A 17,850-nucleotide genomic window follows, 5' to 3' on the forward strand; every position below is an offset into this window, starting at 1 on the left:
GGGCGGGCGGGGACCTGGCGACATCCGCCACACCCGCCGTGATACTCCACAGTGGACGTCCACAGAGGACAGACAGGGGTCGGTGCGCCGGTCGAGTGATCGTCAGAGCGCGGAGCAGGGCAAGGGAGGGACCGCCATGGCGGAGTCGGCGCGGCCCGCGCACATCCCGGTCCTGCTCGACCGCACGATCAACCTGTTGCGCCCGGCCCTGGAGAAGGGCCCCGCCGTCGTCGTCGACGGCACGCTCGGCCTCGGCGGTCACTCCGAGGCGATGCTCACCGCCTTCCCCGAGCTCACCCTGGTCGGCCTCGACCGCGACCCGCGCGCACTGGAACTCGCCGGTGCGCGGCTCGCGCCGTTCGGCGAGCGCGCCAAGCTCGTGCACGCCGTCTACGACGAACTGCCCTCCGCGCTGGACGGCCTCGGCATCGACCACGTCGACGGGGTGCTCTTCGACCTCGGCGTCTCCTCGATGCAGCTCGACGAGGCCGACCGCGGTTTCGCCTACGCCAAGGACGCCCCGCTGGACATGCGGATGGACCCCACCGCGGGGCTCACCGCCGCCGACGTGCTCAACGAGTACGCGCCCGGCGAGCTGATCCGCGTGCTGCGCGACTACGGCGAGGAGCGCTTCGCCAAGCGCATCGTCTCCGCCGTCGTCCGCGAGCGCACCAAGGAGCCCTTCACCACCAGCGCCCGGCTGGTCCAGCTGCTCTACGACGCCGTTCCCGCCGCGACCAGGCGCACCGGCGGCCACCCGGCCAAGCGCACCTTCCAGGCGCTGCGCATCGAGGTCAACGGCGAGCTGGAGGTCTGGCGCAGGGCGCTGCCGAACGCGCTGGACGCGCTGGCGCCGGAGGGCCGGGTCGTCGTGCTGTCCTACCACTCGCTGGAAGACAAGATCACCAAGCGCGAGCTGGTCGCCAGGTCGACCTCGCGCACGCCAGTGGGCCTGCCGGTCGAACTGCCCGGCCACGGCCCCGAGTTCCGGTTGATCACCCGCGGCTCCGAGCCCGCGACGGAGGAGGAGATCGCGCAGAACCCGCGCGCCGCCTCCGTCCGGTTGCGCGCCGCAGAGCGGATCGGGGAGGCGTCATGAGCGCGCCGGCACGTTCCGAACCACCCGTCTCGCGCGGGCAGGGCACCCAGCCCGTTCGCGACCGCGAGGCCGAGCGCGCCGCGCAGCACCGGCGCTCCGCAGCGGCCGAGCGCGCCTACGCCCGCAGGGCGCACCGCACCGGGGCCGCCGTGCCCGAGCGCCGCGCCGCGCCCGCGCCGAGGGCTCCCTTCGTGCTGCTGGTGATGGGCCTGCTCGGTACCGGCATCGTCGCGTCGCTGTGGCTGTCCACGGCCGCCGCCGCCGACTCCTACCGGCTGGAGGAGACCCGGCGCGAGGTCCGCAAGGGCGCCGAGGACGTGGAGCGGCTGCGCCGCGAGGTGTCCACTTTGGAGTCTCCGATCGAGCTGGACCGCCGCGCCCGCGAGCGCGGCATGGTCCCCGCCGGTGACCCCGCGCGCCTGCAGGTCCAGCCCAACGGCGACGTCGAGGTCGTCGGCGATCCGAAGGCCGCCGAGAAGCCGCGCTCCAGCGTGCGCAGCCAGCCGCCGCCGGAACAGCAGCAGCCCGCTCCTCCCGCACCCCCGGCTCCTCCCGCTCCGCCTGCGGGGCAGCAGCAGCCGCCCGCGCAGCAGCCTCCGGCCGGGCAGCAGCAGCCCCCGGCGGCCGGTGGGGGCGGCTGATGCAGGGCCCGAACCGGCGCACCGGCCGACCGCGGCCCGCTCCGAGGTCGTCGACGCGGGCGGCGGCCCCGAAACCCAAGCCCCCCAGGGCCAAGCTGAGGCGCAACCCCAACGGCATGGGCGATCACCGCGTCCGCGTCGTGGTGGGGCGCGCCTTCCTGGTGATCGCGCTCGTCGCGGCCGGGCTGCGCCTGGTGCAGGTGCAGGGCTTCGAGGCCGAGGCGCTGTCGCAGCGCTCGCTCAAGCAGCGCGTCACCGTGCAGAACATCCCCGGTCAGCGCGGCTCGATCGTGGACCGGGACGGCAACCTGCTGGCCTTCAGCGTGGAGGCGAAGGCGCTCTACGCGCTGCCGCAGCTGATCGTGGAGGAGCAGCGCAAGGCGGGCAAGGACCCCGACGAGCGCAAGCGCAACATCGCCGCCTACATGAAGCAGGTCCTCGGCGACCAGGTCGACGAGCAGGAGCTGCTGCGCAAGCTGTTCTCCGACAGCAAGTGGCTGTACCTGGTGGACCGCGTCGAACCCGCGAAGGCGCGGATGATCCGCGAGAAGTTCCGCGAGATCGGCGCCGAGTACCGCCAGATCCGCCAGTACCCCTCCGGCAAGGTCGGCGCGGACATCGTCGGTTTCGCCAACTGGCGGATGGAGGAGCGCAAGGCGGCGGGCCTGGAGGGGCTGGAGACCTACAAGAACAACCTGCTCTCCGGCAAGGACGGCAGGCGCGTCGTGGACACCGCCGCGGGGAGCGCCAACGTCACCATCCCCGGCTCCGAGCGCGAGGTCGAACCCGCGACGCCGGGCTCCGACATCCAGCTGACCATCGACACCGACCTCCAGTTCACCGTGCAGAACATGCTCACCAGCTACGTGCAGCGGGTGGAGGCCAAGGGCGGCAGCGCCGTCGTGCTCGACGCGAAGACCGGCGAGGTCATGGCGCTGGCCGACGACAAACCGTTCGACCCCAACAACTTCGCCGACTCCAAGCCCGAGCAGCGCAACAACCGCGCGGTGACATCGCCCTTCGAACCGGGATCGGTCAACAAGGTCGTCACCGCCGCCACCGCGATCGAGCTCGGCCTCGCCACGCCGCAGACCGTGCTGTCGGTGCCCGGCAGCATCAAGGTCGCCGACCGCGAGATCGGCGACGCGTGGAACCACGGCACCATCCCGATGACCTTCACCGGGGTGATCGGCAAGTCCTCCAACGTCGGCACGCTGATGATGGCGCAGCAGATCGGCCAGGACCGCTTCGCCGAGATGCTCTCCAAGTTCGGCCTCGGCGAGCGCACCCGGCTCGGCCTGGCCGGTGAGACCTCCGGCCGCGTCCCGCCGCGCTCGCAGTGGTCCGGCTCCACCTTCGGCAACCTGCCCATCGGCCAGGGCCTGTCCATGACCGTCGTGCAGATGGCCGGCATGTACCAGGCGCTCGCCAACGACGGCCTGCGCATCCCGCCGCGCATCATCAAGGCGGAGATCGGCCCCGACAAGGTCCGCAAGGAAGAGCCCCGCCCCGAAGGCGTCCGCGTCGTCAGCCCCGAGACCGCGCGCACCGTCCGCGACATGATGCGCGCCGTCGTCCAGGACGCCCCCGGCCAACGCGGCACCGGCCCCGCCGCCGCGCTCTCCGGCTACCAGATCACCGGCAAGACCGGCACCGCGCAGCAGGTCGACCCGAACTGCGGCTGCTACAGCAACTCCTCGTACTGGATCACCTTCGCCGGCATCCTGCCCGCCGACAAACCGCGCTACGTCATCGGCATCATGCTCGACGCCCCCAAGGCCGGCACCTCCGAAGCCACCTCCGCCGCGCCCCTGTTCCACGACATGGCCGACTACGTGGCCCAGCGCTACCGCGTCCCCCTGTCCCCGGTCGCCCCCACCCTGGAGCTCCTGCCGAAGAACGGCTGATCCTGTTTCACAGCAACGTGATCAGGTGCGTGATCAGCATGACCAGGTAGAGCGGTGCCCACGCCGCCCACAACCACCCCCCGATCGCCCGCTGCTTGTCCAGCGCCTTGTTGCCCCCGATGTTCGCGATCATCAAGCCGATCACGGTCGCGGCGATGGTTACCAGGAGGAGCAGCCCAGGCCAGGTGCCGTACAGCGAGTCAGGGCGTTCGAGGCTGCCCAGGTAGTGGGCGAAGTACCAAGCCGAAGCCGCGAGACCGGCCGCGCTCAGCAGCCACATGTGCGTGAAGAGCCGCACCACTTCCCGAGGCTCACGACTCACGTTGTCGGCTTCCCGGCGTTCGCCGGATGCGCCTTCGCTTCCAGGTGACACCCGGTGTGCAGCATCAGCGTGGTGTTGAGATACGTCCCGAGCGTGTAGGAGGCGCCGTAGGAATCCATCCCGACGATGTCGTGACGACCAGGACTGTTGACCCTCGCCGCGGGTTGCTCGAAGCCATAAGCCCCGGTGACCTCGGTGGTGATCGCGACCACCTTGCTCCACTTGTCATCGGGGATGTTCCCGAAGTGGACCCACAAACCGAGCGTTCGGCGCACGGCGTCTCGAATCTGTGAGAACCCGGAGCAGCCGGAGCCGCCCCCGGGGGAGTGCTCTTTCCAGGTCAAGGGGCCCACTTCGGCTGAGAGGCGGGTTCGCAGCTTTTCCTGCATCTCTTCGTACCGAGCTGTTGCTGCGTCGATGTCGGGTCGCTGGGCGAGGATGTGAAACGGATCTTTCACGCTGCTCCCTCCGCAGCCGGTGAGGATCAGAAAGCAAAGTGTGAGTGCCCCAAACCTCTTCATCAGTACGGTCCTCGGTAGGGGCGGTCACCGAAGACGTCGCTGAGCCGGGGGCCCGTGTCCTCCTTGACCAAGTGATGTAGTCCCGCGGTCACCAGGCTCATGTTGTACCGGCTCGTGGTGTCGGGAGCGAGATAGCCAACTTTGGGCTCCACTGAACCGTGTCCGAAGGATTCGTTCAGACGCCGACCATCTGGCAGCGTGAGTTCTCTCGCAGACAGCTGAGTTGTTCCTCCGATGCGACTCGGGTCGCCTCCGAACGTGCCGAGATCGGCAACGATGTCCCTGCGTGATTCAATCACCCAGGAATGTCCTGCCGGTACCTTCAACATGTCCGCGTGGAATATGCCCACCCCTGGGGAGCCGAAGAAAACCGCGTCGTCGACACCCGTTCCCTTCTGCAGTGCGAGCCCTGTGGTCAGAGATCCGTAGGAGTGGCCGATCGCGGTGAGGTGCGGATCGGTCGTACGGGAGGCATCGATGCCGTTGAGGAAGCTCGTGAGCTTCTCCGCTCCTGTTCTTGCCGCCACATCACTCACGACAGAGCGGTTCGGGTTCAAGAGTTCGTCCGGGGACGCTTGTGGTGCTTCGTAGCCGATCCATGTCACGGCTGCCACGGAGGTCGGCTTGTTCGCCCTGAGTGACTCGCTCTCGGCGTCTTCGCGCAGCTGGTACATGTGGTCGTCGTACGCCCGCATATCGCCTTGAACGGTGGTCCCCAGGCCCGGAGTGAAGACGGCGACGTGTTCGGCGGTGTCGACGTTGCCTGCCGCGATAGCCGCCTTGACGCGTTGTCCTGATGTGTCCATCACGAGGAGTTGGCGATCAGACTGCTTCAGCGTTTCCTCGATCGCGTCCAGTGAAGCGAGTTTCGCCTTGATGGTGGCCAGTTCGGCGGCGGGACCGGCGAGCTGGCGGGCGATCGACAGTTCACCGATCTCGCTGGTGGACGCACCGAGCCGTTTGGTGAGGGAGTCGACCAGAGGCTCCAGCTTCGCGGCTTCGGCCAGCAGCCTGGCTCGTTCGCCCGGGATCTGGGCGCGGTTGGCCTGGTCGCGGACGACGGCGGGCAGGCCGTCGAGGTTGCCGATCCAGTCGGGGTGGTCCTTGAGCATCGCCGCGCGTTCCGCGTCGGACAGCGACGTCCACCAGCCGGAGTTGTCGGCGGGGGAGCCGCCCTGGGGCGGGCCGACGGTGGAGAGGCCGCCGGTTGCCTGTCCGGCAAGGGAAGCGTCGGTCAGCGAGGTGCCACAGCCGTCGTCGATGCGGTCGAGGGCGGCGCGTTCCAGGACGGCGGCGAGGTCGGCGTCGATGTCGTTGGCCCGGCGCAGCACCTGCTCGACGCGGTCGACGAGCTCTGCGTGCATGGCGGCGCGCTCGCGGATCTGGGGTGCCTCGGTGGGGCGCGACTGCGCGATGTCGACGATCTTGCCGTCATCGGCGATGGAGAAGCCGTAGCGGCCGGCGAGGTGTTCGGCGTCGCCGAGTGCGCGCTGGACGGCCTTGACGGCGTCGGCGGCCTCACCGGTGGCGCGCCGCACGGCGGAGATGCCAGCGACCAAACGACGCATTCGTTCAGTGAGTTCGCCGTGGTGCTTGGCGGCGGCCTCAGCGGCGGAGCCGGTCCACCCGGCGGGCGACCTCGTGGCGTGCAGTTCGTCGTCGAAGCCGACGAGGGTGTCGCGGCGCGAGCCGAGCGCCTGGAAGACGCCGTCGAGGGTGGGCGGCCGCCACCGCCGCACATCGCTGACGGAGACCATCAGAATGCCTCTCGCATGTCGTTGCGCGCGTTGGCGTCCTTGGCGTCGTAGAGCGCGGCGCTGTCGTCCAAGCGCTTCGCGTGCGCCTGGACGTCGTTCGCCCACGCGGAAACGCTCGACTTCCAGTGCCCGGCGAGCTTGGCGGCAGCCGCAGCGGCCGCGCCGCCTGGCATGGCCGTCGCGATCTGGTCGGCCTCGGCAGCGATGTTCACCGCTCCCGCGCCCTCACCGGCGCTCCGAGCCGTCCGAGCTGCCTTGCGGAGCTCGTCGGTGACAACTGTGAATCCCACGTTCGTCTACCTCCCCCGGCGGCTCACGCTACTGCGTCGTGCGCGGCCGCGCGGGGGAATCAGTACGGTCAGGTGACGGTGAATGCCGGAGACGTGCCGCTGATCGGACTCACCGCGCCGAGGAGGTTCTTGGCGTCACCGCGGTACACGATGCGGTAGCTGCCGGGCTGTGCGGTGCTCGGCACGTCCCACGACACGGTGACCCGCGAAGCCGCTACGCCCCACCGCGCCCAGCGGAACTTCGTTGACCAGTCACCGTCGTCGGCGACGCGCTTCCACGTGGCCCCTTCCTGGCGCTGCACCTCGATGAACGTGCCGTTGCGGTGCACGTCGTTGTTCGGGTGCGCGCCCGCGAACTCGACGACGACCTGCTGTCCCTTGACGTAGCTCGGTTTCGGCGCGGTGACCACGTCGCCGAAGTTGCCGCCGATCGGGGGCGCGTCCAGCACGACGCCGGGCTGCACCGTCCACACCGAACCCGACATGTCCGGCGGCGTCGGGCCCGCCGCGCTCGGCCGCCCGGCCTTCATGTCGGCGGCGATGCGGGCGAATTCCTGTTGGTAGGCAGGCAAACTCCAGCGACCGAACATCGTGTGACCCGCCTCGTAGTCCTGCTGGTCGTACTCCTCCGGCGTGGTCAGGTACCCGGCGTAGTCGTTGGCGTAGCCCGCGACGAGGACGTTCTGCAGCGGCGCGCCGACCTGCTCGGCCACGGTCCTGCGCAGTCGAAGCCCGCTGACGATCGTGGCTTCCTGCGGCAGACCGATCAGGTAGAGCTGGCCGACGCGGACGAGCTGGATCGGCAGGATCTTCGGCGTCAGGTTCAGCGCGCCGGTGTCGAGCAGGATGTCCTTGGGAGCCTGGCACGCGCGCAGCGCGGGGGAGGCGACGTAGCGCGCCTTGGTGACGAGCTCGATGAGCGGGTTGTTGCCGACGCCCTCCTTGAAGATGTCCGGCCCCGGACCGTCCTCTGTGGACCCTGCGGCGAAGCTCGCGCCCATCGCGGCCTGGCAGGTGGTGTGCGTGGCACCGTCCCCGGTGAACTCCGGGCGCACGGCCGTGCCGCTCATGTCCACATGGGACAGACGAGCGTCGACGCCGCCGCTGAGCGAACGCCCCGGGCTCGCGGCGAGGGCGCGGGCCGCGTCGGCCTGGCGCTTGCCGAGGATCTGGGTGTTGGCGAACTCGTCCTCGGTGGGGCCGCTGCCCGGCTTCAGGTTGAGGTTGGGCGACATGTCGCCCGCGTTGGTCTGCGCGAAGGCGGTGACCAGACCCGGCTGTCCGGCGAGGTAGTCCGCGCCCGCGACCTCGCGTTCCCAGTTGTATGCCGCGTAGCCCTTGTTGTCGCCGCTGATGAGCGTGTTGTTGCCGGTCATGCTCGTGTTGTGGGTGGCGAACCAGTTGATCGCGCCGACCGTCCTGCCGCCCCGGTCCATCCGCAGCAGCGAGGTCATCGGGTCGATGCCGTCCGGGAAAGCGGCCTTGTCCTGCGCGGGGTTCTTGTCGAAGGCGCGGCGCGAGCGGTTGGCGCTGGCGTTCTTCAGCTCCCCGTTGGCCAGTGACAGCGAGCCGGGCGCGAGGTCGTCGTGCGCTCGGTTGATCGACTCCACGATGCCGTCGACGGCCGCGTCGAAGGTCTTGCCGTGGTAGCCGAACGTGGTGATGTTGTAGAGCGAGTAGTGCGACTGCCCGCCCGGCCCCGCGTGCGTGTGCGTCGCGGTGAGCAGCACGTTGTCCGCCGAGTACAGCGTCCCGTGCTTGGCGGCGAGCTTGCGCAGCACCGCCTGCCGCACGCTGCCGAAGATCATGCCGAGGTCGGCGGTCACCATCGCGACGCGCTTGCCGCTCGCGGGATCGGCGATGACGAACGCCCGCGAGCGCTGCCGCTGGTGGATCCCGGAGGTGCGCTGGTCGAGCTTGGCGTAGCCCATCATCCCGCGCTCGGCCGCCTCGCCGGTGACGTCGGCGATCCCGCGTCCTACCAGGTAGGCGCCATCGGCGCTGGTGGCCTGGGCTGGCTCACCGAGCTGGACGAGCGTGGCGGCGCCGACCACGGCCGCCAGCGCCACGCCGAGCACCCCCCTGACCCGTTCTCCGGACAACCAGCGCACAACGACCTCCCGGGTGTCGATGCTCGGTGACCGCCGTCACAGCTCACCGTGACCGACGGTAGCGAGGCCGGAAAGAAATGTGAATGCTTCTCGCTTAATTGGCCGCAGCGGTCAGCTGGTCGATCTGGCGCACCAGCACCCGCGTGTCCGCCGGGCTGACCGTGGTCCAGCCCCGGGACTCCTCCATGAGGTAGCGGCCGTCCTCGGTGTCGAAGTACGCGACGACGTGGTCGGCGCGCTTGCGCCGCAGGCTCGCCCCGAACTGGCCCCGGTGCCCCGCCGCCTTGGTCATCAGCGCCAGCTGCTCGGCGTCGTCGGCCGAGATCTCGCCCCGCAACGCCGCTGCGAGCGCTTGGCGATCGCTGCCCGCGGCGTGCGCGGCCTTGGCCAAGACCTCGTTGGGCACTGACACCGAGTGGCCAGGACCCGGCTTCACCGCGGGCAACAGCTCCGTGGCCGCGCGCGCCAGGCCCGTCGCGTAGATCGAGCGGAAGATCATGCGGCCGCCTCGGAGAACCGCGAGGACACCCTCGTCCTCGCTCTGGGCCGCCGCGGCGACCGCGCGCACTTCCTCGCCCAGCCACAGGCGTGCGTCCACCAGCCGGTCCGGCGCGGCCAGCACCGTCAGCCACCGCACCAGCTGCTCGTCGAGGTTCGCGCCGTCCACGAGTCCGGCGCCGCGCAGCTCCTGCCACGCGTCCGCCACGACGGCATCGCGCTCCTCGTGGCGCGCGCCTTGGGGATTGACGAGCAGTGCCAAGGGCATCTGGTCGAAGCCGATGTGCTCCCACGCCACCTGGTAGGCGGTGTCGGAGATCGTGAGCGTGGTCATCGAAGTCATCGACTCACTCACCGATCACGGGCGGGGCGACCATCGGCAGCTCGCCGACGATGTCCTCGGTGATGTCGTACTTGCGCTCGTGCTCCTGGTCTTCCTCGCGCTGACCGGTGCCGAGGGCGGGTTGCATGAACCCCTGCCGCGCGCCCGCCGCCGTTGTCGTTGCCGTCGTCGGCCTGACCGGCGGCGGCGTCGGCCTCGGCGGCTGATTCACCGGCGGCGCGCTCAGATTCGCGCCCGGGCGGGCCAACAGGCCACCCACCGCCGCGCCCGAGCCGCCTCCGACCGCCGATCCCCCGGGCCCGGCGATCGAGCCCAGCCCACCGCTGTTGGTGAGAGCGGGCGGCGGCGTGAAGCCGGCCTGCTGAACCTCGCCGAACTTCGGCCCCGGCACATCGAGGTTCTGACCACCCCGCTGATCCGGGATCGGCGGAGTGGGAACGCCTTCACCGCCAACGTTCTCGCCGATGTCCTGTCCCTCGCCGATGTCACCGCCACGCGGCCTGGTGATCGCCCTGCCGCCGCCACCAACCGGCGTCCCCGGCCGCGGATCACCCGGCGCTCCGCCACCCCCGAACCGAGGCGGCTCGTCGTAGTCCGGAACCGGCTTGTTCACCGCATCCGCATACGCCTGCATCACCCGCGCCGCTTCCCGGTGCGCCTCGTTCGCCGCACCCTCGAGAACTTCGCGGTCCTGCGTCAACTGGAACACATCGCGCAGCGCGTTGCTGTTTCCCAGCTCCTCCAACGACGGAACCCTCTTCGGCTCCGGCATCGAATTCCGCGCGTGCACGAACGCACTCATCCCATCAAGAATGCTCGTGGTCCGGGTGTTGGTCTTTTCACCCGACGAGTTCGTCCACTGCCGGAGAGTGTCGATCTTCCCAACGGCCTGCTCCGCAGCAGCTCCCTCCCACACCGCCCCCAGCGAGGAGAGCGCTTTGCCAAGGTCAGCTTCCGTGTTGGCGAGCACCCAGGCGATGTCGTTGCTCTGCGTCGCGACTGGTTGATGCCCCGCTGGACCGTGCCCCCCGTGAAGCTTCTGGTAAAGCTCCTCGTGAGTAATGGCCATCCAGTTCACATTGACATCCACGTCGTCCCCCCGTGTCGTTGGTTGGTGGTCGTGCCCGCGTCAGCGGCGGTTCAGCAGGTTGCCCACGGCGAGCTCCGCCCCCCGCGTAGCTCGTCGACAGACTTCGTCATAGGACAGCGGCCTGGATTTCCGCCCCTGCTCCAAGAAGCGTGCGCGGATGACCTGCCCTTTCGACACGCCCACGTTGACGGAGCATCCCTGGTCTCCTGGATCACTCTCCTTCAGCCGGACCTCGAAGGCGGGGAAACCAGCAACCTGGACGGCGCGAGGGATCGTCGCAGGGTTGCCGATACCGAACCTGGCGACATCGTGCTTCAAGATCACGTTGAAGGCGATGCTCACCCGTTCGGAATGGCTGATCATTTCGCAGATCTGCGATTGAAAGGCCGACTCCGACTCCTCGCTGAACGGCACGTCGATCTTGAACTCCTGCCGCTGCTCAGCGGTGATCAGCTCGCAGGGCCGGAGGTCGTCGATCTTGATCTCACGTGGCCGTTCGGGGCCATCGCTCGCTGGCGGCGGAGATTCCGGAATCGCACTTTGAGGGCTCGCCGTACCCACCTGCGTGACAGTGCAGCCTGCCACCGACGTCACCAACGCGACGAGAAGTACGAGCCGCGAAACTTCGAGAACGCGCACAGTCACCCCCTCCTGAAGCCCTGTCCAGCGGCATCTTCGACACGGCGATAGTGGCGCTTCGCCGCTTCGAGCTGCGCTACGACAGCACTCAGCGCGTCACGCAGGCTCTTCACCGCGTTGCGGGTGCTCCCAGGATTGGTGGCGTGACGCTTGTTGACCTCGGCCGCCAAGGCGACGCTCACGTGGTCCTGCCCCATGGGCAGGGCCTCGACATGATCATGCGTCTTCGCTGCTGCCTTCTCCACATTGGCCAACGCGTCGTTGAAGATCTTGATCGCGGCGGGGACCTGGTCGAGGTCGATGCGCCATCCCCCGACGCGCACGTACTGCTTGGACATGTGAGAACGCCTCCCCTGCGTCACTGGCCCGCGAGCAGGGTAACAACGCGCGCGAACGGCGGAGGGGTTCACCGAAGTGGCCCAGGCGCGCGTGAGAGTGGCGTTCTGGCGAATGCCTAGGCTTCGAAGCGGTAGCCCATGCCGGGTTCGGTGATCAGGTGGCGTGGGCGGGACGGTTCGGCTTCGAGTTTGCGGCGGAGCTGGGCCAGGTAGACGCGGAGGTAGTGGGTCTCCTTCGCGTACGCGGGGCCCCACACCTCCTGGAGCAGCTGCTTCTGCGCGACGAGGCGGCCGCGGTTGCGGACGAGCATTTCGAGCACGCCCCACTCGGTGGGGGTGAGGTGCACCTCGGAGCCGTCGCGGTGCACGCGCTTGGCGACGAGGTCGACGGTGAAGGTGGCGGTCTCGACGACGGCGAGCTCGGTCTCGTCGGCGGGGTGGGCGGCCCGGCGGACGGCGGCGCGCAGGCGGGCGAGGAGTTCGTCCATGCCGAAGGGTTTGGTGACGTAGTCGTCGGCGCCGGCGTCGAGGGCGCCGACCTTGTCTGAGGAGTCGGTGCGGGCGGAGAGCACGAGGATGGGCACGCTGGTCCAGCCGCGCAGCCCGGCGATCACCTCGGTGCCGTCGCGGTCGGGCAGGCCGAGGTCGAGCACCACCACGTCGGGTCGGTCGGACGCGGCGACGCGGAGCGCGGAAGCGCCGTCGTGGGCGGTCAGCACCTCGTAGCCGCGCGCGGCGAGGTTGATCCGCAGCGCCCGCACGATCTGCGGCTCGTCGTCGACAACCAGGACCTTGGTCACCGCGTTCCCGCCTCTCCAGCGCGATCCCCGTGCACTGGCAAGGAGATCACGATCGTCAGCCCGCCGCCGGGGGTGTCCTCGGCGCGAATGGTGCCGCCCATCGCCTCGGTGAAGCCCTTGGCGACGCTCAGTCCGAGCCCCACGCCGCTGGAGGAGTCACCGAGCCGCTGGAACGGCGCGAACACCTCGTCGGCTGCGCCCTTCGGCAGGCCTCGGCCGTAGTCGACGACGCGCAGCTCGACCTGTGCGGCGTGCGCGCTCGCACGGACCTCGACGTTGCCGCCGCCGTGCCGGAGCGCGTTGTCGACGACGTTGGCGATCACGCGCTCCAACAAGCCGACATCGGCCCACACCAAGGGAAGCCGGTCGTCCACGTCGACAGCGACGCGCGCGTGTCCATCCATAAAGGACAGAGCGCGGGCGACGGCTTCGTAGAACCCGGTCGGCCGGTACTGCGGGCGGACCGCGCCGGTCGCCAGTCGCGAGGAGTCGAGCAGGTTGTCGACGAGCTTGGCGAGCCGGTCGGCGGATTCCTCTATTGCCTCAAGCAGTTCCGCGGTGTCCGAACTGGACAGTACGAGTTCGGGATCGCGCAGGCTGCCGATGGACGCCTTGATCGACGTCAGTGGCGTGCGCAGGTCGTGCCCGACCGCGGACAGCAGTGCCGTGCGCAGCTCGGTGGTCTCCGCACGGCGCCGGGCCTCAGCGTTCTGCGCGGAGAGCCGTTGCTGTCGGAGTGCGAGAAGTGCTTGTCCCGCAGCGCCTTCGAGCACCTTGCGGTCGGCCGCGGCAAGTGCTCGCCCGCGCAGCGCGAGGTGCACGTCGACGGTCACGGCGATGTCGACATCGGCTTGCCCAGGGCGGTCGCACGCGTCGACGCCAACCACGGCGACGCGCTTCCAGTCACCGTCGCTCTTCTCCAGCAGCGCGACGGAGGTCAGGCCGAAGTTCTCGCGCACCTTCTCCAGCAACCGCTGCACGGGCTCGGGATGGGTGAGCACGGTGTGCGCGTAGGAGGACAGCAGCGCGGCCTCGGTCCGAGCCCTGGCGGCCTGCCCGGCCCGGCGCGCGGCGCGGTCGACGACGAGGGCGACCATGATGCCGACGACCACCATCGCGACGAGCGTGATCACGTTCTCCTGCGCGGAGATCGTCAGGGTGAACACCGGCTCGGTGAAGAAGAAGTTGAGCATGAACGCCGAGCCGATCGAGGCCAGCAGCGCCGGGCCGAGCCCGCCGACGAGCGCGACGACGACGATCGCCAGGAAGTAGTCGATCACGTTGGTGGACAGGATCAGCTCGGGTTGCAGTGCCACTCCGAGCGCGGTCGCCGCGGACGGGAGCGCCACGGCGAGCACCCAGCCTAGGACCTTGCGCCACGGAGCGAGCGCGGTCCGTCGAGCGCCGGGCTGGCGCACGGTCCCGCCTGCCTCGTCGTGGGTGACCATGTGCACGTCGATCGGCCCGGAGCCCTGCACGACGCGCGAGCTGACGCCCTCGTCGAAGACGCGTGCGAGCCGCGACCGGCGCGAGGTCCCGAGCACGAGCTGCGTCGCGTTGACCCCGCGCGCGAAGTCGAGCAGCGCGGCGGGCACGTCGTCGCCGACCACGGTGTGGAAGCTCGCGCCGACATCGCTCGCGAGCTTGCGGCACCGGCTGACCGCAGCAGCGGGAACTCCGGCGAGGCCGTCACTGCGCAGCACGTGCAGCACCAGGAGCTCCGCGCCCGCGCGGTTGGCGATGCGCCGGGCGCGGCGGATCAGCGTCTCGCTCTCCTTGCCGCCGGTGATCGAGACGACCACGCGCTCCCTGGTCTCCCAGGTGTCGGTGATGCTGTGCTCGGCGCGGTAGCGCTGGAGCGCCACGTCGACCTGGTCGGCGACCCAGAGCAGGGCCAGCTCGCGCAGCGCGGTCAGGTTGCCGGGCCGGAAGTAGTTGCCGAGCGCGGCGTCCACCTTGTGCGCCGGGTAGACGTTGCCGTGCGCCATCCGCCTGCGCAGCGCCTCCGGGGTGATGTCGACCAGTTCGACCTGCTCGGCGCGCCGCACGACCTCGTCCGGAACGGTTTCCTGTTGCGCCGCACCGGTGATCCGCTGCACGACGTCGTTGAGGCTCTCCATGTGCTGGACGTTCACGGTGGACAGCACGTCGACACCGGCGTCCAGCAGCTCTTCGACGTCCTGCCAGCGCTTGGCGTTGCGCGAGCCGGGGACGTTGGTGTGCGCCAGTTCGTCGATGATCGCGACCTCGGGCCGCAGCGCGAGCAACGCGTCGACGTCCAGCTCGGTGAACTCGTGGCCGCGGTGGCCCATCCGCCGCCTCGGCACCTCCGGCAGCCCGTCCAGCAGCGCGGCGGTCCGCTCCCTGCCGTGGGTCTCGACGAAGCCGACCACCACGTGCGTGCCGCGCTCGGCGCGCCGGTGGGCCTCGCCGAGCATGGCGAAGGTCTTGCCGACGCCGGGTGCCGCGCCCAGGTAGATGCGCAGCTCACCGCGCCTGCGCTTGGTGCCGGACTCCATCGCTCCAGTCTCCGCCACGCTCACCCCGAGCACCCTCCCGCGACGCGCGCGGCGAGGTTGAGCTTGCGCACATCCGGGGTAGGAGTTGTCATCAGAAGTTCTCCAACTGGATCAGTGTGGTCACCAGGAGGAACGCGGTCGCGGGCCGCGGGGTGGGACCGGTGCGGGCCGAGTCGGCCATGTCGATCACTCCCCTTCGCCGTGCGGCCGTGCCGGGGCGAGCGTGCTCCAGGGGTGGGCTTAGATAACGGTCCCCTGACACGTCCTTGACGGGGACTACCTCGACGTTTACGCGCTCCTTACACTCTGTGTGACGGCGGCAACCACCAAGCTTCACCCAGGGCGGGCGGCTTCGCGGCAGCGAAGTCACCGTCTGCGACCAGGCCTCGGCCGTGGCCGCACGAACGGACTAATCACCTTCAACCGTGCTGATTCATTTCGGGCCATGAGGAATGTATTTTTCACATGGCGTGAGTGGCGCGGGCCCTGAAGACGACGAGGAGGTCGACGTGTGCGGCATTACCGGCTGGGTGGGCTTCGCGCGTGACCTGACCCGCGAACGGGCCACCCTGGAGGCCATGACCGCCACGATGCGTGAGCGGGGACCGGACGACGGCGCCACCTGGTTGGCCCAGCACGCCGCGCTCGGCCACCGCAGGCTCGCGGTGATCGACATCGAGGGCGGCGCGCAGCCGATGGTCGCCGACACCCCTGACGGCCAGGTCGTGCTGACCTACAGCGGCGAGGTCTACAACTTCGTCGAGCTGCGCCAGGAGCTGCGTCGCAGGGGCCACGAGTTCCGCACCGCCAGCGACACCGAGGTGGTGCTGCGCTCCTACCTGGAGTGGGGCGACGCGCTGGTCGACCGGCTCAACGGCATGTACGCCTTCGCGATCTGGGACGCGCGCACCGAGCGGCTGCTGCTGGTCCGCGACCGCCTCGGCGTGAAGCCGCTGTACCTCTACCGCACCGCAGACGGCGTGCTCTTCGGCTCCGAGCCCAAGGCGATCCTGGCGAACCCGCTGGTCAAGCCCCGCATCGGCCTCAACGGGCTGCGGGAGCTCTTCGCGTACAGCAAGACCGTCGGCGAGGCCGTCTGGGCGGGGATGCGCGAGCTCAAGCCGGGCAGGCTCGCCGTCATGGACCGCTCCGGCCTGCGCGAGCGGACCTACTGGCAGCTGGAGGCCAAGCCGCACGAGGACGACACCGAGACCACCTCGGAGCGCGTCCGCGAGCTGATGGACGACATCATGCGCCGCCAGCTCGTCTCGGACGTGCCGCAGTGCGTGCTGCTCTCCGGCGGCCTGGACTCCAGCGCGTTGACCGGGCTCGCCGCGCAGCACCTGTCCCCGCTGCGCACCTTCGCCGTGGACTTCGTCGGGCAGACCGACAACTTCACCGCCGACGTGCTCCAGGACAGCCCGGACGCGCCGTTCGTCAGGGACGTGGCCCAGCACGTCGGCACGGACCACACCGACATCGTGCTCGACCACTCCGAGCTGGCCGACCCGGAGGTGCGCAGGGCCGCGGTGGCCGCGCGCGACATCCCGATCGGCCTCGGCGACATGGACAACTCGCTCTACCTGCTGTCCAAGGCCGTGCGGGAGCACTCGACGGTGGCGATCTCCGGCGAGTCGGCCGACGAGGTCTTCGGCGGCTACTGGTGGTTCCACGACCCGGGCGTGCAGCGCGGCAACCTGTACCCGTGGGTCTCCGGGCCGGGCGGGAAGCAGAGCGTGGGCAGGCCGCTGCTGCGCAAGGAGCTGAGCGACCAGCTCGACATCGGCACGTTCCTGCGCGACGGGTACGCGGCCGTGCGCGCGGAGTCACCGGTGCTGCACGGGGAGGACCCGCACGAACGGCGGATGCGGCGGATCTCCTACGCGCACCTGACCCGGTTCCTGCCGTACATGCTCGACCGCAAGGACCGGATGAGCATGGCGGTCGGCCTGGAGGTCAGGGTGCCGTTCTGCGACCACCGCCTGGTCGAGTACGTGTTCAACGCGCCCTGGGCGATGAAGACCCACGACGGGCGGGAGAAGAGCCTGCTGCGCTCCGCCGTCGCCGACGTCATCCCCCGATCGGTGGCGGAGCGGCGCAAGAGCCCCTACCCGTCCACCCAGGAACTCAAGTACGTGATGGCGCTTCAGGAACAGGTCGAAGAATTGTTGAACGATCGGAGTAATCCAACCTTCAACATTATTGACACCACCTGGGCACGTGAAATCGTTTCCAGAGAGCCTGGATCGCTCAATCGGGTGGACCGACTGTTCACAGAACGCCTGCTAGACATCGCTGCGTGGCTAGGTTCTCACCGACTTGAGCTACACCTAACTTGACTGCACCTCACCCAGAAGAGAAAGTTGTGAGCGGCTACAAACGCGCACGGCGATCGGCCCTGGAGCGTTCGATGTCCTCCCCTGAACGGACGACACCCAAGTAGTAACCCGTTCAGGGGATCGGACAGTCACCCTCGGGTGAACCAGAGCGATTTTTGTACTCCGGTCGGGCGCTTGAGGCCCCGATTGATGGACTTAGTCGTGACACGTTGGTAATGTCCTGATTATCCGGTGTTGTTGGTGAAGTTCTGCCTGGATGAAGCCGGGGCAATCACAGCGCGGTGACCCCTGGGGGAGGATTCGGATGCACGAGCGGGAGTTTCGAGCGTTCGTCTCGATCGCGGACCTTGGTCGGATGGACCTGGCCGCAAAGTCCTTGGGTTATTCCCAGCCAGCGATCAGCTATCAGATCAAGTCCCTGGAGCAGTCTCTGGGTACCAAGCTCTTCACCCGCGATCCAGCGGGTGCGAGGTTGACCCGAGAGGGACAGATGATCTTGCCTTCGGTTCGAGCGGTGCTCATGCTGATCGACAGCATCAAGGAGCTGTCGGTCCGCAACAACGAGCCCGTGCCCACCACGAGTTTCGAGTGGGCGACGAGCCAGCTGCGCTCCAGCTGAGAAAAACCTTCCCCGTG

At 69.2% G+C, this 17,850-nt stretch carries 16 protein-coding genes; 5 read left to right on the forward strand and 11 right to left on the reverse strand.

The annotated features are described in order from the left end of the window. The first annotated feature begins 136 nt into the window (after positions 1-136). Genes rsmH through CCN37_RS25270 form a run of 3 tightly spaced genes read left to right on the forward strand, consistent with a single transcriptional unit; the run spans position 137 to position 3,647 of the window. Positions 137-1,099, forward strand: coding sequence for a 16S rRNA (cytosine(1402)-N(4))-methyltransferase RsmH (gene rsmH / locus CCN37_RS25260; RefSeq protein ID WP_086825386.1), 963 nt, complete (start codon positions 137-139; stop codon positions 1,097-1,099). Then, the gene (locus CCN37_RS25265; protein WP_086825388.1) at positions 1,096-1,740 is read left to right on the forward strand and encodes a hypothetical protein; all 645 of its coding nucleotides are present in this window, start codon (positions 1,096-1,098) and stop codon (positions 1,738-1,740) included. The genes rsmH and CCN37_RS25265 overlap by 4 nt, the downstream gene beginning before the upstream one ends. Further along, positions 1,740-3,647 (forward strand): penicillin-binding protein 2, encoded by a 1,908-nt coding sequence (locus CCN37_RS25270; RefSeq protein WP_086825390.1) that lies wholly within the window; start codon positions 1,740-1,742, stop codon positions 3,645-3,647. The genes CCN37_RS25265 and CCN37_RS25270 overlap by 1 nt, the downstream gene beginning before the upstream one ends. A gap of 7 nt (positions 3,648-3,654) precedes the next feature. Here the strand turns inward: CCN37_RS25270 and CCN37_RS25275 are convergent, their stop codons facing one another. From CCN37_RS25275 to CCN37_RS25325, 11 genes are all read right to left on the reverse strand, one after another. Then, the gene (locus tag CCN37_RS25275) at positions 3,655-3,969 is read right to left on the reverse strand and encodes a hypothetical protein (RefSeq protein ID WP_143261797.1); all 315 of its coding nucleotides are present in this window, start codon (positions 3,967-3,969) and stop codon (positions 3,655-3,657) included. After that, positions 3,966-4,427 carry an LppA family lipoprotein gene (locus CCN37_RS25280; protein WP_168200848.1) on the reverse strand — a complete coding sequence of 154 codons (462 nt, stop codon included), beginning with the start codon at positions 4,425-4,427 and terminating at the stop codon, positions 3,966-3,968. The genes CCN37_RS25275 and CCN37_RS25280 overlap by 4 nt, the downstream gene beginning before the upstream one ends. Before the next feature lie 62 nt (positions 4,428-4,489). Then, entirely contained in the window at positions 4,490-6,247 is a 1,758-nt protein-coding gene (locus CCN37_RS25285; RefSeq protein WP_086825396.1) for an alpha/beta hydrolase, read from the reverse strand. Then, a complete protein-coding gene (locus CCN37_RS25290) occupies positions 6,247-6,537 on the reverse strand; it encodes a hypothetical protein (protein WP_086825398.1) in 291 nt (96 codons plus the stop codon). The genes CCN37_RS25285 and CCN37_RS25290 overlap by 1 nt, the downstream gene beginning before the upstream one ends. Positions 6,538-6,605: 68 nt before the next feature. Beyond that, on the reverse strand, positions 6,606-8,648 hold the full coding sequence (locus CCN37_RS25295) for a neutral/alkaline ceramidase (protein ID WP_086825400.1): 2,043 nt from the start codon (positions 8,646-8,648) through the stop codon (positions 6,606-6,608). A 94-nt stretch (positions 8,649-8,742) separates the two neighbouring features. Further along, positions 8,743-9,489, reverse strand: a complete 747-nt coding sequence (locus CCN37_RS25300; protein WP_086825402.1) for an ESX secretion-associated protein EspG — start codon at positions 9,487-9,489, stop codon at positions 8,743-8,745. A gap of 4 nt (positions 9,490-9,493) precedes the next feature. Beyond that, entirely contained in the window at positions 9,494-10,579 is a 1,086-nt protein-coding gene (locus CCN37_RS25305) for a PPE domain-containing protein (protein ID WP_143261798.1), read from the reverse strand. Between the two features lie 39 nt (positions 10,580-10,618). Further along, the gene (locus tag CCN37_RS25310; protein ID WP_168200849.1) at positions 10,619-11,218 is read right to left on the reverse strand and encodes a DUF3558 domain-containing protein; all 600 of its coding nucleotides are present in this window, start codon (positions 11,216-11,218) and stop codon (positions 10,619-10,621) included. A 2-nt stretch (positions 11,219-11,220) separates the two neighbouring features. Next, positions 11,221-11,556 (reverse strand): hypothetical protein, encoded by a 336-nt coding sequence (locus CCN37_RS25315; protein WP_086825411.1) that lies wholly within the window; start codon positions 11,554-11,556, stop codon positions 11,221-11,223. Positions 11,557-11,672: 116 nt separating this feature from the next. After that, complete coding sequence (locus CCN37_RS25320; RefSeq protein WP_086825413.1) at positions 11,673-12,356, reverse strand: response regulator; 684 nt, start codon at positions 12,354-12,356, stop codon at positions 11,673-11,675. Further along, on the reverse strand, positions 12,353-14,875 hold the full coding sequence (locus CCN37_RS25325) for a sensor histidine kinase KdpD (protein ID WP_086825415.1): 2,523 nt from the start codon (positions 14,873-14,875) through the stop codon (positions 12,353-12,355). The genes CCN37_RS25320 and CCN37_RS25325 overlap by 4 nt, the downstream gene beginning before the upstream one ends. A gap of 509 nt (positions 14,876-15,384) precedes the next feature. Between CCN37_RS25325 and asnB the strand changes: the two genes are divergently transcribed. Then, positions 15,385-17,214: an asparagine synthase (glutamine-hydrolyzing) gene (gene asnB, locus CCN37_RS25330; protein WP_086825506.1), complete on the forward strand. Its 1,830-nt coding sequence runs from the start codon at positions 15,385-15,387 to the stop codon at positions 17,212-17,214. 304 nt (positions 17,215-17,518) lie between these two features. After that, positions 17,519-17,833, forward strand: coding sequence for a LysR family transcriptional regulator (locus CCN37_RS42185; RefSeq protein ID WP_030430557.1), 315 nt, complete (start codon positions 17,519-17,521; stop codon positions 17,831-17,833). Positions 17,834-17,850 lie beyond the last annotated feature (17 nt).

The sequence above is a fragment of the Allokutzneria sp. NRRL B-24872 genome (assembly GCF_002155965.1).
Lineage (GTDB): Bacteria > Actinomycetota > Actinomycetes > Mycobacteriales > Pseudonocardiaceae > Allokutzneria.

Bases quoted from the DNA above. Each gene is read 5' to 3' on its own strand.
- rsmH (WP_086825386.1), top strand. From the start codon at position 137: ATGGCGGAGTCGGCGCGGCCCGCGCACATCCCGGTCCTGCTCGACCGC.
- CCN37_RS25265 (WP_086825388.1), top strand. From the start codon at position 1,096: ATGAGCGCGCCGGCACGTTCCGAACCACCCGTCTCGCGCGGGCAGGGC.
- CCN37_RS25270 (WP_086825390.1), top strand. From the start codon at position 1,740: ATGCAGGGCCCGAACCGGCGCACCGGCCGACCGCGGCCCGCTCCGAGG.
- CCN37_RS25285 (WP_086825396.1), bottom strand. From the start codon at position 6,247: ATGGTCTCCGTCAGCGATGTGCGGCGGTGGCGGCCGCCCACCCTCGAC.
- CCN37_RS25300 (WP_086825402.1), bottom strand. From the start codon at position 9,489: ATGACTTCGATGACCACGCTCACGATCTCCGACACCGCCTACCAGGTG.
- CCN37_RS25315 (WP_086825411.1), bottom strand. From the start codon at position 11,556: ATGTCCAAGCAGTACGTGCGCGTCGGGGGATGGCGCATCGACCTCGAC.
- CCN37_RS25325 (WP_086825415.1), bottom strand. From the start codon at position 14,875: ATGGAGTCCGGCACCAAGCGCAGGCGCGGTGAGCTGCGCATCTACCTG.
- CCN37_RS42185 (WP_030430557.1), top strand. From the start codon at position 17,519: ATGCACGAGCGGGAGTTTCGAGCGTTCGTCTCGATCGCGGACCTTGGT.